The organism is Pseudomonas sp. EL_65y_Pfl2_R96 (assembly GCF_963970905.1).
GTDB lineage: Bacteria > Pseudomonadota > Gammaproteobacteria > Pseudomonadales > Pseudomonadaceae > Aquipseudomonas.
The window spans coordinates 233,810-245,581 of the sequence record NZ_CAXAQH010000001.1; the positions used below are offsets into that span (position 1 = coordinate 233,810).

An 11,772-nucleotide genomic window follows, 5' to 3' on the forward strand; every position below is an offset into this window, starting at 1 on the left:
AATCGCTTATGAAGATCGTCAGCCGCGATCAGTGGTTTGAGGTCAAACAGCTCAGCGACGGCATCCGCCTGATTCACGAGCCTTACATTCGGCCCTTTTACCGCTGCAACCTCTGGCACATTCAGGGCCGCGACAAGGACTTGCTGCTGGACAGCGGTTCCGGGCTGGTCAGCCTGCGCGAGCAATTGCCGTGGCTCACCGAACGGCCCTTGGTGGCGGTGGCCAGCCATTGCCATTTCGACCACATCGCCGGCCATCACGAATTCCCCGAACGGCTGGTGCACCCGGCCGAAGCACAGATCCTAGCCGAACCCGACGGCGACAACACCCTGAGCAAGCTTTTCGTCGGTGATGGCATGTTCGAGGCTCACCCCGACTGCCCGTTGTGCTACGCCGAATACCGGGTCAGAGCCGCACCGGCCACGGGTTTTATCGAAGAAGGCGACGTGCTCGATCTCGGTAATCGGGTCCTGCAAGTGCTGCACACGCCGGGCCATTCACCGGGCGGCATCAGCCTGTTTGAGGCGGCGACCGAAACCCTGTTCAGCGGCGACATCATCTACGACGGGCCGCTGATCGAAAACGCCTACCACTCCAACCTCGACGACTACGCCCGCAGCCTGCAACGCTTGCGCGCGCTGCCGATCCGCACGGTGCACGGCGGGCATTTCGGGAGTTTTTCCGGGGAGTATCTGCGCACGATGATTGACGAATGGCAGCGCCGGCACGCCTGAAGCCTGCTGTACTCAGCATCAGGGACCTCATAACGCCCTCGAAGAAGGATCTCATGACAAGAGCCGCCGTTCGTGCCGCCGTGCATCACTTCATTCGCCGCCTGCTGGAAAATCAGGATGACTTCGACGACAACACCAACCTGGTGCAGTTGGGGTTGGATAAAGAGGATATTGAAGAGCTGATCTTCCATCTGGAGGATCAGCTGGGATTGACGGCGTTTACCGCCGAAGAAGACCGCATGCTCAAGACTGCCAGGACGGCAAATGATTTGACGCGGTTTTTGATTGAGATCGGGCGGTATTGAAACGGATTGCTAAATACATCCGATGTGCCGAATGAACCTCTGTGGCGAGGGAGCTTGCTCCCGCTCGATTGCACAGCAATCGCAAGCTGCACTCGCGCTCAACCTGCCCCACCTGAGTGGCGATGAATGGGGCCGCTGCGAGCCCCAGCGGGAGCAAGCTCCCTCGCCACAGGTGATTTACCAGACTTACCGGCGGCGCTGCTGGCGGCGACGTTGTTCGTCGTCCGTGCGAATAGGCACGGGTTGCAGAGGCGGTTCAATCAAACCGAGTGCGACACCCAGGTCATGCAGCCAGTTTTGGATTTTCTCTTTCATGATGCCCCCCTTCAGGGTCGTGCCGAGCGGCCGAAGTTCCGTAGCCCCTTCGCACTGATAATAGTCCTAAGTCCTACGCAATGCTCGCCCAAGATCGCAATGATCTGTTACTAAATTGATCCAAATCCTAGTACGCCCGTTCAAGCAAATGCCTGGGCCTGAATCGCTGCAGACGGATACACCGCCTGCTGCTGCTCGATCCATGCATTCAGGTTGGCCCCGACCATGCCTTTGCGCCACATCAGCCAGGTAGTGGCGCTGGCGAACGGCTCGACCAACGGGTGCACCGCCACGCTTTCGCGCCCCGGCAGGCTGGCGAGCATCGACTCCGACATCAGCGCCACGCCGGAACCGGCAATCACACAAGCCAGCATTCCCGGATACGACTCGATCTCCATGGCCCGGCCCATGGCCGCATGGTCATGGGCGAACCAGGCTTCCAGACGCATCCGGTAGGAACAGCCCTGGCGAAACGTAAACACCGAACGCCCTTCGACATCCAGCGCACTACGCACCGGCGGATGATCGGCCTCGCTGATCAGCACCAGCCGTTCGTCGCACAACGGCACGCCGTCGAGCCCGGCCAGTTCCAGCGGGCCGTCCACCAGCGCCGCGTCGAGGCGCCCGGTGAGCAGGCCTTCGAGCAATTCGCCGCTGGGCCCCGATTGCACTTGCAGGTTCACCGCCGGGTAGCGGCGGTGATAACGCGCCAACAGCTCTGGCAAGTGAATCGCGGCGGTGCTGTACATGGTGCCAAGAACAAAATCCCCGGCGGGTTGCCCGCCCTGCACCGCCGCGTGGGCTTCGTCGTGCAAGGCGAACAACTTGGCGGTGTAGTCCAACAGGACTTTTCCCGCAGGTGACAACTGCAAACGCTGACGCTCGCGCACGAACAGTTCGACGCCAAGTTGCTCTTCAAGCTGTTTGAGCCGGGTCGACAGGTTGGAGGGCACGCGATGCAGGCGCTCAGCGGCCCGGGTAATGGAGCCCTCTTGCGCCACTGCCTGGAAAATCCGCAATTGGCTGAATTCCATGCCATTCTCCAAATCAGAACAAGTTTCTCACTATTATTCATTTTTAAAGAAAGTCAATCAGTCCTAGCCTGACGGTCATTGATCCTCGAAACGGAACTCAGACCATGTCCCCTCTGATTCGCTTAACCGCCAGTTTCATCGCCCTGATGATGGCCATGGGCATCGGGCGTTTCGCCCTGACGCCGCAACTGCCGCACTTGCTCAGCGAGGGTCAGATCGACCTGACCGCCGCCGGTCTGATTGCCGCCGCCAACTACCTCGGCTACTTCGTCGGCGCAGTGGACGCGATGTTCGCCCGTCGTCCCGATCAGGTTCGTCGGCGCCTGCTCGGTGGTTTGTGGCTCTGTGTGCTGCTGACCCTGGCCTCGTTCTGGGCCAACGGGTTCTGGTCGCATCTGGCGCTGCGTTTCAGCACGGGTGTGGCCAGTGCCTGGGTGTTGGTGATGATTACCGCGTTGAGCCAGCCGCTGGCAGCGGCGGTTGGTCGCCCGCGGCTCGGTGCCCTGGTTTTTGCCGGACCGGGTCTGGGGATTTTTCTGACGGGCTTGCTGGCCTTGGGCTCGAACCTTCTGGGTCAGACGTCTGCAACGTTGTGGCTGGTGTATGCCGGTGTCGGGCTGGTCATGCTGCTGGGGATTCTGCCGCTCCTGCCGCTTTCGGCCGGCCCTTCTACGGCAACACCGCCTGCCACCACGTCGGGTGCGCAAGGTGTCGGACGTTTACCGGTGATCTATGGGTTGTACGGTTTGGGCTACATCATCCCGGCCACTTTCCTCTCGCAGATGGCCAGCGCGCAGTTTCATGGACAATGGCAAGCCGATCTGTTCTGGCCGTGCTTCGGCCTGGCAGCGGCGACCGGGGTCGTGTTGGTAAGCCTGCGTCGGCACAACCCGAATACCACTCGTCATTGGCTGATGGCAACGTTGTGGTTGCAGGCGGCCGGGGTCTTCACCTGCCTGTTGGGCAGCGGTGCCGGCCTGGCGCTGGGGGTGATCCTGTGTGGCGGGCCGTTCCTGGCCTGCATGCAATTGGTGATGCAGCGCTCCCGGGAACTCGCGCCCCACGCCACCCAGCGCAACGCCGGGCTACTGACCGCGTGTTTCGCCGTGGGTCAGCTCAGCGGGCCGTTACTGGCGGCGCTGAGCAGCCATTTCAGCGGTGGTTTGCAACCCGCGCTGGTGATCGCCGGCAGCGGCTTGATCATCGCCGGCGGTTTACTGCTGCGCCCGGTCAGGGTTGCCCAAGTGCTTTGCGTAAACGACGGCGAACCCACTGCTCTGCGCTCACAAAAGTGATCCCCAGCAGAACCAGCACCGCGCCAATCACGAAGTTCAGGCTCAGTGCTTCGCCCAGCAGCACCACGCCGAACGTGACGCCGAACAACGGTGTCATGAACGAAAACACCGCCAGGTTCGCCGCCAGATAACGGCGCAGCAGCCAGAACCAGGTCAGGTAACTGAAGAACGACACCACCAGCCCCTGAAACAGCACGCTGGCCACCGCCACCGTGGTCAGGCTGACATGGGTGACCTGACCGCTGAGGATTGCGATCAACAGCAGGCCGACGAAGCCGACGATCAGTTGATAAAACAGCGTCAGGGTCACCGGCGCTTCCGACAGACGCGAGGCGCGCACCACCACGGTGGTCGCGCCCCACGACGCGCCGGCCAGCACGCCCAAGGCATCGCCCATCAGCATGCGGTGGTCGAGGTTGTCCCAGGACACGCCACCGGCAAACGCAATGGCAATGCCGATGAAGGCGAGAACAATCCCCAGCCACTGGACCGGTCTTAAACGCTCACTCGGCAGCAGCCAATGCACGCCCAACGCGGTGAAAATCGGCGCAGTGTAGAGAAACACCGACATGTGTGCCGCCGTGGTCAATTGCAGGCCTTCGGCAATGAAGAAGAACTCCAGGCCAAACAACGCGCCGGCCAGCAAACCACCGCGCCAGGTAGCGCCGACCTGATCCCAGCCACCCTTCCAGCAGATCAACAATCCTACGAGCAACGCGGAAATTCCCGACCGCCCCGCCGCCTGCATGACCGGCGCGATGTCAGGTGCGGCCCATTTGATCATCACCTGCTGCACACCCCAGATCAGGCACAACCCGACCATCACTTGCAGGGCAAACCCATCGGCGCTACGCCGGCTGACGCTCACCGGAACACCTCGATAACACAATCCATGGCAGTGACTCGACAGTAAAAGCAAAGCCCCGGCCTTCTTGTTGAACAGAAGGCACCGGGGCGAAAAATGATGCTGTCGATTATTAACCAGATGGACAGAAAAAGGTGCCTGCAAAAGACCTTTAGATCGTCGCGTGCGTCATCCCGCGATGATCAGCGCCGCCGATTGCTGTGCCTGCTTGCGCTTGGCCAGTGCGAAGTACAGGACGCCACCGAGGAAACAGCCGGTAAACCAGGCGAAGTTGGCCATCGGTTGGAGCACCGGGGTGAACGTGATCGCAACGCCCATCAGGGTGGCCGGAATCAGTGCCTTCGCCGTCCAGTTGATCCCGCCGCTGTAGTAGTAACGCCCGCTCGGGCCGTCATTGAACAGCGCATCGACGTCGATCTGTTGCTTTTTGATCAGGTAGTAATCCACCAGCAGAATCCCGAACAGCGGGCCGATGAACGCTGCCAGCACGTCGAGGGTGTAGTGAATCACTTCGGGGTTGTTGAACAGGTTCCACGGGGTGATGAAGATCGACGCCACGGCGGCGATCATGCCGCCGGCGCGCCAACTGATTTTGCTCGGGGCGACGTTGGCGAAGTCGAACGCCGGGGAGACGAAGTTGGCAGCGATATCGTAATGGGGGTGATAATGCCCATGAACAGGGCGTCCGCGCCTGCAAACGGTGCAGGGCATTATGTATACAAAGAGATAGGTGGCTGCTGCGCAGTCGATCGCGAGCAGGCTCGCCCCCACATTGGATTTGTGGTTAGCCTGGAGTTTTGCGTCCGACGCTTATCGTAGGAGCTGCCGCAGGCTGCGATCTTTTGACTGTAAAAGATCAAGATCAAAAGATCGCAGACTGCGGCAGCTCCTACAGGGGCCGGCGTAAGGTCAGCTCAGTTCAATGCGATCAGCATGAATGACGATCTGGCCGTTCTTGTACAACGCACCGATGGCCTTTTTGAAGTTGCCCTTGCTGACGCCAAACATACTGCTGATCAGCGTCGGGTCGCTCTTGTCGCTGACTGGCAGGGTGCCGTTGTTGTCGCGCAACTTGGCAAGAATCTTCGAGTTCAGACTGGTGGCGGCTTCTTCGCCCACCGGTTGCAGGCTCAGGCTGATCTTGCCATCGGCGCGGACTTCTTTGATAAAGCCCTTCTCTTCTTTACCGGCGCGCATGAACTTGAAGATTTCGTTCTTGTGGATCAGGCCCCAGTGCTTGTTGTTGATGATTGCCTTGAAGCCCATATCGGTCGCTTCGGCCACCAGCAAATCAACTTCCTGGCCCGGGGTGTAATTGGCCGGGGACTTGTCCAGGTAACGGTCCAGACGCGCCGTGGCGGTGATGCGCCGTGTGTGCTTGTCGAGATAGACATGCACCACGACATACTCGCCGGCGGTCATCTGGCGCTTTTCTTCGGAATACGGCAGCAGCAGATCCTTCGGCAAACCCCAATCCAGAAACACGCCGATGCTGTTGACTTCAACGACTTTCAAACTGGCGAATTCACCGACCTGAACTTTCGGCTTTTCGGTGGTAGCGATAAGTTTGTCATCGCTGTCCAGATAAATAAAAACGTTGAGCCAGTCTTCATCTTCGCTGGGAATATCTTTAGGGATATAACGATTAGGCAGAAGGATTTCACCATCCGCGCCACCGTCCAGATATAAACCGAAGTTAGTGTGTTTAACCACTTGCAAACTGTTGTAGCGCCCGACTAAAGCCATGTCCAATACCCTCATTGCGTGGGCGGCATTCTACCCGGTTTTGCGAGCGGCGTTCGGCGGCCGGCCCGGTGGTGCAAGAAAATCCTCTGCAAGCCTTAATTTTCGCGGGGTTTGCCGGGTGATTCTGGCCGCTCGTCAGGCCGTTCGGGTGGTCCGCCCCTTGGCCGGCCCACCCGAAAAGCGCTATTTCTCCAGCGAGGTTTTTAGTTAAAACAGCAGCTTAGGGGACTATTCAAAATAATAACTTGCGAATATTCGCGCGCCTGCTGCGTGTATTTCGGGATGATATTTACCAAGCAATTGTCAAGTATTTCCTGTACGATGCCTGGCCAAGTTAATTTTCTACAGGTTAATGGCCGCCATGCGTGTAAAAGCATCCAACAGCAAAGCAAAGCCAGCTCCAGCCGTTGAAACCAGCGAATCGATCAACAACCAGATCGCAGCGTTCCTCAAGTCCGGTGGCGAGATCCAGCAAATTGCCAAAGGCGTCAGCGGCCAGACGTTCGGCCCGTCCAAGCAGATCACGCTGGGCAAAAAGTAATTCCCCCGCTTTAACTGGTCCCTAAGCGCTTTGAGCTTCGAAGCGCTTGGACTGGAACCCTCCCGCACTACCCCATCAAACAAATCAATATTTCAACAATCGACGAACGGCCCTCGATGCCGAACATTCGCCGGTATGCTTGCACGTGTCTGGATCAAGCGTTTCAGCAGATTTTCAGTATCTGCTCCTCGCTGCTCATGGAGTGACGCATGTTCAAGCCCTCTCTTTTCCTGCTCGGCAGCCTGCTGTGGTGTTCGGGTACCGATGCACAAGTCTTCCAGCGCGAATTGGGCGACTTCGATCTCAAACTCGCCACCACCCCCAGCCGCAGCATGGCCCAGGGGCTGGTCAAACCCTCGACAACCGGCTCGTTCCACGGAGGCCTCGACCTGAGCCATGACAGCGGCTTCTACGTGGGTCAATGGTCCCCCAGCATGGGACTGAGCCCTTCGAGCAACCTTGAAGTCGATTCCTATATGGGCTTCAAACAGCCTTTCGATCAATCCCTCGGTTACGAAGTGGGCATGATCCAATACAGCTACCCGAAAGTGGACACCCTCGACAGCCAAGAGCTTTTCGGCGGCCTGACCCTGCTGGGTAGCCGCTTCGGCGCAGCCTTCAGCAACGACCCGGACAAACAGAACAGCACCCTGTTCGCCGACCTCAGCGGCAATCAGCCGTTCGGCATCGGGGTCAGCCTGAAATACACCACCCACCAACTCAACACACCGGTGTCCGTCGACGGTGGGTATGTCGGCAGTTTTACCGACTGGTCAGTGAAATTGTCCCGGCCGTTCATGGGCATCGATCTGGACTTGATCTACAGTGACTCAAGCCTGAGCGGCAGCGATTGCTCCGCCTATTCCGGCCACAATAGCGAGTGCGATGGCCTGGTCACCCTCAAGGCCGCACGCGCCTTCTATTGATCGGCTGAGCTGCCGGGCTCATCCAGCGATCACATAAGAGAATCCAATAAGAAGCCAGATCTTCGCAAGGACTCGCCATGTCGCACTGGTGGAAACAGATCACCGTCATCCTCACCCTCAGCCTCACTGTCGCCGCGTGCAGCCGCGTGGGTCTGGCTTACCGCAACCTGGACGTGATCATTCCCTGGACGCTCAGCGACTACCTGGACATGAACCACGAGCAAAAAGACTGGTTCAACGAGCGCCTCAAGGAACACCTGAACTGGCACTGCACCACGCAATTGCCCGGCTACCTCGACTGGCTGGATCGTTTACAGACCATGGTCGAGACCAACCAAATCACCGACGCCGCGCTGCAAACCCGTACCCAGGAAGCCAAACAGGCCATCGCCGAAACCGCCCAGGAAATCACCCCGTCAGCCATCGAGCTGTTACAGGGGCTGGATGACAAGCAAGTCGCGGAAATGAACGACGCTTTCGCCAAGGACCAGCGCAAACGTCAACAGGACTACCTCAAGCCGTCGCTCGAGCAACAGATCAAAGAGCGGAGCAAGCGCATGGTAAAACGCCTGAATGACTGGCTCGGCCCGCTCACTCCAACCCAACAGCAACGGGTATTGGCGTGGTCGAATGCCTTGGGTGACAAGAACAAGCAATGGGCTGCCAACCGCGCCCATTGGCAACAGCAATTCAGCGCGGCAGTCGCGCAACGGCAGAGTCCGGATTTCCCACAGAAAATCGAGACGCTTCTGGTGAATCGCGAGCGTTTGTGGACACCTGAATATCGTGAGGCCTACACCAACGCCGAAGCCCAGGCTCGGGCGTTGCTGCTGGACTTGATGGCCGAGCGCACACCGGTTCAGCGTGAACAGTTACTGAAGAAGATCGATGGCATGCGCAAGGATTTCACTGATTTGAGATGCCTGAAGGCGGCGCGGCAGAATTAAGCGGACCACCACAATCCAATGTGGGGGCTTACTCGCGAATGCGGTGTGACAGTCGACATAGATTTTGAATGTTGAACCGCATTCGCGAGCAAGTCGGATCGCCGCACCGCCGCTCCCACAGGAGGTAAGCGTGATCTTCAGGCAATCTGCGCCTTCGACGCCACGTCATCAAACGTCAGCTCATCCAGTGCATCTTCCTGCTCATCCAGCACCTGCCGCGGATGCTCATTCCCCGGAATGCAGCTGTCGATCAGGCTCAACAAACTCGAGCCCCGAGGCGTCAAAATGTAGTTCGCGCCATTGCCGCCCTGATCCGCCGGTCGAGGCTCGATATAACCCCGTCCCAACAGTAACTTTTCGTACTCACCCGCCACCGTTTTCAGGTGATCCAGATTCTCGATCGCCTCGCCCGCGGAGGCTTTTTCCGCAACATACTGCTCGGCGTAGGGCCGTGGAGTGAAACTGTGGCCAGCACCGTTCTGCACTTCATGCAGCAAGCGTTCAATCAAATCCCAGTTATAAGTCGTCATCCTGATTCATCCTCCAAGCCCGAGAGTGAAATGTCCTTCATAGGTTGTGACCAAGCGGGAGGGCAGCCGTTCAGCCGAGGTATTTCGCCCTACCGACCGGCGGCCTGTCGATTTGAGCGCAGGCCAAACGACTAGGCTGTGTAAGACGGTTTAACCCGCAGCGCGGCTCGGCCTCACCGAAGCCTCGCAGGAGAAATCACCATGAACATTCAGGATCATCCGGTCGTGTCCCGGGAAGAATGGCTCGCCGCCCGTAAACAACACCTGGCCCACGAAAAAGCCTTCACCAAGGAACGAGACAAACTCAGCGCCGAACGCCGTGCTCTGCCTTGGGTGAAAATCGACAAACCCTACCGCTTCCAGGGCCCCAACGGCGAACTGAGCCTGGCCGACCTGTTGGGCGGCCGCAGCCAATTGATCGTCTACCACTTCATGTTCGCCGCTGGCTGGGACGAAGGCTGTCCCGGCTGCTCGTTCCTGTCCGACCACATCGACGGCGCCAACCAGCACCTGGCCCACCACGACGTCGCCGTGGTCGCGGTTTCCCACGCACCGTTTGCCGAATTCCAACCCTTCAAACGGCGCATGGGCTGGAAATTCGACTGGGTCTCGTCCGAAGGCTGCGACTTCAACTACGACTTTGGCGTCTGCGCCCGAGCCGAAGACGTCGCCGCCGGAAAAGCTACCTACAACTACGAAAAATCCGACGGGGCTGAAGAAGAACTCCCAGGGCTCAGCGTGTTTTATCGCAACGAAGCGGGCGAGATTTTCCACACCTATTCAACTTATGCGAGGGGTCTGGACCTGCTGGTCGGCGCCTACAACTACCTCGATCTCACGCCCAAGGGGCGTAATGAAGAGGAGATCATGGATTGGGTGAGGCATCACGACCGGTATGAGGACAAGGCAGCGGCCAGTTGCTGTCATGGGGGGTAGACCGCAACCATCGCGGGCATTGGCTCGGGTTGAACACAACATCCGTGAACACCACAAATCCCCTGTGGGAGCGGGCTTGCCCGCGATGACTGACTGACATTCAACATTGATGATGACTGACACACCGCTATCGCGAGCAAGCTCGCTCCCACAAGGTTATATGGTGGTCTGTAGGTTGCGTCCGGTTGACTGACTACAACTGCGACAAATGCCCTACAACAACCTCGGAATCAGGCGCCTTGCACCGCTGGAACGATGAAGCTTATAGTCCGCCCGTCGTCCACATGGCGGCCGGGTTTGGCGACCTGACTAACGAGTGCGAGAGCTGTCTGCTGATTTGCAGGTGCCTCCGCATCCGCAAAACTGCTTTTTATGGCAGTTGTGCGCGGGAGACCTTCGGGTCTGCCGGTTACTCGTTTCCGGTTCGCCAACCTGCGTACAGCTGCCACCCCATTTCGTTTGGCGACGATCTGCTGGCAGTCTCAGCAAACTAAACGAGGCTTCAACTATGGATAGATACATGCCCCTCACCGGAATCGACCTGATCCCGGCTTCCCTGCTTATTGATACCCAAGCGCCACTTGACGTCCTGCACGCGATGGCGGATTACCGCATTCGCACGGTCACCCAAGTGCTGGAGAACATCGCCTTTCGCGCCGAGATTGGTTGCGACACGGTGGTGCTTTCGGACTTTTCCAAACTGCTGGCCATACCGTTGCGTGATGGCTGTGATTTGATGGATGTGATTGGTCGGCGGTTGCGGGCGCAAGCAGCGGAGTGAATAAAACGGGCGACCTGTGGGTCGCACGTTTTATATGGGGTATACAAAAAACTAATAGCCCCACTCCAAGGACTATCTAAACCCCGCTCTCGGCACTCTGTATAAACTCTGAAACCTTGGTACGAAGTTGCACCTCATCAAACTCATACTCCTCCCTATCAGAATCAGGATTATACAAATCCGCCACACAAAAAATGCTCGACAAGCAACCACTCAACTTAGGATCATCCAACTTACAAAGACCTTGCTGCCCCTCTATCCTCCAAAGCTCAATATAAGCATTTGAAAATACACAAGCATTCAACCTCTCATTAACGAAAGATTTAGAAAATTCAAAAAGCGTGGTACTCATCGCAATATTCCGCCCCTCATGAACTTTATAAACTGATCAGTACCCGGGGTACAACTTAAAACCTGCCCCCTTCTCTTGCGAAGTCGCGCGCGTGGCTGTAGTCACCGACGCTGCTGTCGTGGGAGGTCACCGTGAAGAAAGTGGACAGTTTTATTTACTCGAAGAATTAGTAACAAATAAATCCACCCCCTTTTCTTTCACCCTTTCTGTCAAATCCCACACAACCTCACAAATTCCGCGAGCGAAATACTTACCCCTTCATCCGTCGCAGGTAATAGTACATCCTGCACGATGACAACCTGCCGTTCAAAATCTATAACTACATCAAACAGATTGAACTCAAACTCCCGAACAGCCACTACACTGCCTGACTTCCTAGCCTCCATAATAGCCAAGCGTAAAACCTCACGAGTTGATGCGTCTAACTCTTCCTGCAAGAATTTTTTTAACAAATCACGTCCCATA

General features: G+C 57.7%; 15 protein-coding genes and 1 pseudogene. 8 read left to right on the forward strand and 8 right to left on the reverse strand.

Features of this window, described 5'->3' with window-relative positions; all coding sequences use genetic code 11:
• Nucleotides 1-8 precede the first annotated feature (8 nt).
• Nucleotides 9-734 (forward strand): MBL fold metallo-hydrolase, encoded by a 726-nt coding sequence (locus AACY49_RS01065; protein ID WP_339521404.1) that lies wholly within the window; start codon nucleotides 9-11, stop codon nucleotides 732-734.
• A 53-nt stretch (nucleotides 735-787) separates the two neighbouring features.
• Nucleotides 788-1,039, forward strand: coding sequence for an acyl carrier protein (locus AACY49_RS01070; RefSeq protein WP_258700776.1), 252 nt, complete (start codon nucleotides 788-790; stop codon nucleotides 1,037-1,039).
• 186 nt (nucleotides 1,040-1,225) lie between these two features.
• Here the strand turns inward: AACY49_RS01070 and AACY49_RS01075 are convergent, their stop codons facing one another.
• Nucleotides 1,226-1,354, reverse strand: a complete 129-nt coding sequence (locus tag AACY49_RS01075; RefSeq protein ID WP_007914492.1) for a PA1414 family protein — start codon at nucleotides 1,352-1,354, stop codon at nucleotides 1,226-1,228.
• Between the two features lie 140 nt (nucleotides 1,355-1,494).
• Entirely contained in the window at nucleotides 1,495-2,388 is an 894-nt protein-coding gene (gene ptrR / locus AACY49_RS01080) for a putrescine utilization regulator PtrR (protein WP_258697035.1), read from the reverse strand.
• 104 nt (nucleotides 2,389-2,492) lie between these two features.
• Between ptrR and AACY49_RS01085 the strand changes: the two genes are divergently transcribed.
• Nucleotides 2,493-3,683, forward strand: coding sequence for an MFS transporter (locus AACY49_RS01085; RefSeq protein ID WP_339521405.1), 1,191 nt, complete (start codon nucleotides 2,493-2,495; stop codon nucleotides 3,681-3,683).
• Here AACY49_RS01085 and AACY49_RS01090 read toward each other — a convergent pair.
• The 3 genes and pseudogenes from AACY49_RS01090 to AACY49_RS01100 all read right to left on the reverse strand — a co-directional run bounded on the left by AACY49_RS01090 (nucleotide 3,619) and on the right by AACY49_RS01100 (nucleotide 6,294).
• Entirely contained in the window at nucleotides 3,619-4,551 is a 933-nt protein-coding gene (locus tag AACY49_RS01090) for a DMT family transporter (protein ID WP_339521406.1), read from the reverse strand. The genes AACY49_RS01085 and AACY49_RS01090 overlap by 65 nt on opposite strands.
• 165 nt (nucleotides 4,552-4,716) lie before the next feature.
• Nucleotides 4,717-5,199: pseudogene (locus AACY49_RS01095) on the reverse strand (cytosine permease); the annotation flags it as partial.
• Between the two features lie 258 nt (nucleotides 5,200-5,457).
• Entirely contained in the window at nucleotides 5,458-6,294 is an 837-nt protein-coding gene (locus AACY49_RS01100) for a CvfB family protein (protein WP_339521407.1), read from the reverse strand.
• A gap of 352 nt (nucleotides 6,295-6,646) precedes the next feature.
• On the opposite strand from AACY49_RS01100, the gene AACY49_RS01105 reads away from it, so the two are divergent.
• From AACY49_RS01105 to AACY49_RS01115, 3 genes are all read left to right on the forward strand, one after another.
• The gene (locus AACY49_RS01105) at nucleotides 6,647-6,835 is read left to right on the forward strand and encodes a hypothetical protein (protein ID WP_017337097.1); all 189 of its coding nucleotides are present in this window, start codon (nucleotides 6,647-6,649) and stop codon (nucleotides 6,833-6,835) included.
• A 209-nt stretch (nucleotides 6,836-7,044) separates the two neighbouring features.
• The gene (locus tag AACY49_RS01110) at nucleotides 7,045-7,761 is read left to right on the forward strand and encodes a TorF family putative porin (RefSeq protein ID WP_258697040.1); all 717 of its coding nucleotides are present in this window, start codon (nucleotides 7,045-7,047) and stop codon (nucleotides 7,759-7,761) included.
• Between the two features lie 77 nt (nucleotides 7,762-7,838).
• Nucleotides 7,839-8,708: a DUF6279 family lipoprotein gene (locus AACY49_RS01115; protein WP_339521408.1), complete on the forward strand. Its 870-nt coding sequence runs from the start codon at nucleotides 7,839-7,841 to the stop codon at nucleotides 8,706-8,708.
• Between the two features lie 137 nt (nucleotides 8,709-8,845).
• Here AACY49_RS01115 and AACY49_RS01120 read toward each other — a convergent pair whose 3' ends face one another.
• Nucleotides 8,846-9,238, reverse strand: coding sequence for a transcriptional regulator (locus AACY49_RS01120; RefSeq protein ID WP_258697042.1), 393 nt, complete (start codon nucleotides 9,236-9,238; stop codon nucleotides 8,846-8,848).
• A gap of 201 nt (nucleotides 9,239-9,439) precedes the next feature.
• Here AACY49_RS01120 and AACY49_RS01125 point away from each other — a divergent pair, with 201 nt between their 5' ends.
• Complete coding sequence (locus AACY49_RS01125) at nucleotides 9,440-10,174, forward strand: DUF899 domain-containing protein (RefSeq protein ID WP_339521409.1); 735 nt, start codon at nucleotides 9,440-9,442, stop codon at nucleotides 10,172-10,174.
• A 508-nt stretch (nucleotides 10,175-10,682) separates the two neighbouring features.
• Nucleotides 10,683-10,955 carry a hypothetical protein gene (locus AACY49_RS01130; protein WP_048397200.1) on the forward strand — a complete coding sequence of 91 codons (273 nt, stop codon included), beginning with the start codon at nucleotides 10,683-10,685 and terminating at the stop codon, nucleotides 10,953-10,955.
• Between the two features lie 76 nt (nucleotides 10,956-11,031).
• Here AACY49_RS01130 and AACY49_RS01135 read toward each other — a convergent pair whose 3' ends face one another.
• Nucleotides 11,032-11,307: a colicin immunity domain-containing protein gene (locus AACY49_RS01135; protein WP_339521410.1), complete on the reverse strand. Its 276-nt coding sequence runs from the start codon at nucleotides 11,305-11,307 to the stop codon at nucleotides 11,032-11,034.
• Between the two features lie 209 nt (nucleotides 11,308-11,516).
• Nucleotides 11,517-11,771, reverse strand: coding sequence for a hypothetical protein (locus AACY49_RS01140; protein ID WP_339521411.1), 255 nt, complete (start codon nucleotides 11,769-11,771; stop codon nucleotides 11,517-11,519).
• Nucleotide 11,772 lies beyond the last annotated feature (1 nt).

What these genes read in the sequence shown, in the direction of transcription:
- AACY49_RS01065 (WP_339521404.1), top strand. Translation starts at nt 9, where the DNA reads ATGAAGATCGTCAGCCGCGATCAGTGGTTTGAGGTCAAACAGCTCAGC.
- AACY49_RS01070 (WP_258700776.1), top strand. Translation starts at nt 788, where the DNA reads ATGACAAGAGCCGCCGTTCGTGCCGCCGTGCATCACTTCATTCGCCGC.
- AACY49_RS01075 (WP_007914492.1), bottom strand. Translation starts at nt 1,354, where the DNA reads ATGAAAGAGAAAATCCAAAACTGGCTGCATGACCTGGGTGTCGCACTC.
- ptrR (WP_258697035.1), bottom strand. Translation starts at nt 2,388, where the DNA reads ATGGAATTCAGCCAATTGCGGATTTTCCAGGCAGTGGCGCAAGAGGGC.
- AACY49_RS01085 (WP_339521405.1), top strand. Translation starts at nt 2,493, where the DNA reads ATGTCCCCTCTGATTCGCTTAACCGCCAGTTTCATCGCCCTGATGATG.
- AACY49_RS01100 (WP_339521407.1), bottom strand. Translation starts at nt 6,294, where the DNA reads ATGGCTTTAGTCGGGCGCTACAACAGTTTGCAAGTGGTTAAACACACT.
- AACY49_RS01105 (WP_017337097.1), top strand. Translation starts at nt 6,647, where the DNA reads ATGGCCGCCATGCGTGTAAAAGCATCCAACAGCAAAGCAAAGCCAGCT.
- AACY49_RS01110 (WP_258697040.1), top strand. Translation starts at nt 7,045, where the DNA reads ATGTTCAAGCCCTCTCTTTTCCTGCTCGGCAGCCTGCTGTGGTGTTCG.
- AACY49_RS01115 (WP_339521408.1), top strand. Translation starts at nt 7,839, where the DNA reads ATGTCGCACTGGTGGAAACAGATCACCGTCATCCTCACCCTCAGCCTC.
- AACY49_RS01120 (WP_258697042.1), bottom strand. Translation starts at nt 9,238, where the DNA reads ATGACGACTTATAACTGGGATTTGATTGAACGCTTGCTGCATGAAGTG.
- AACY49_RS01125 (WP_339521409.1), top strand. Translation starts at nt 9,440, where the DNA reads ATGAACATTCAGGATCATCCGGTCGTGTCCCGGGAAGAATGGCTCGCC.
- AACY49_RS01130 (WP_048397200.1), top strand. Translation starts at nt 10,683, where the DNA reads ATGGATAGATACATGCCCCTCACCGGAATCGACCTGATCCCGGCTTCC.
- AACY49_RS01135 (WP_339521410.1), bottom strand. Translation starts at nt 11,307, where the DNA reads ATGAGTACCACGCTTTTTGAATTTTCTAAATCTTTCGTTAATGAGAGG.
- AACY49_RS01140 (WP_339521411.1), bottom strand. Translation starts at nt 11,771, where the DNA reads ATGGGACGTGATTTGTTAAAAAAATTCTTGCAGGAAGAGTTAGACGCA.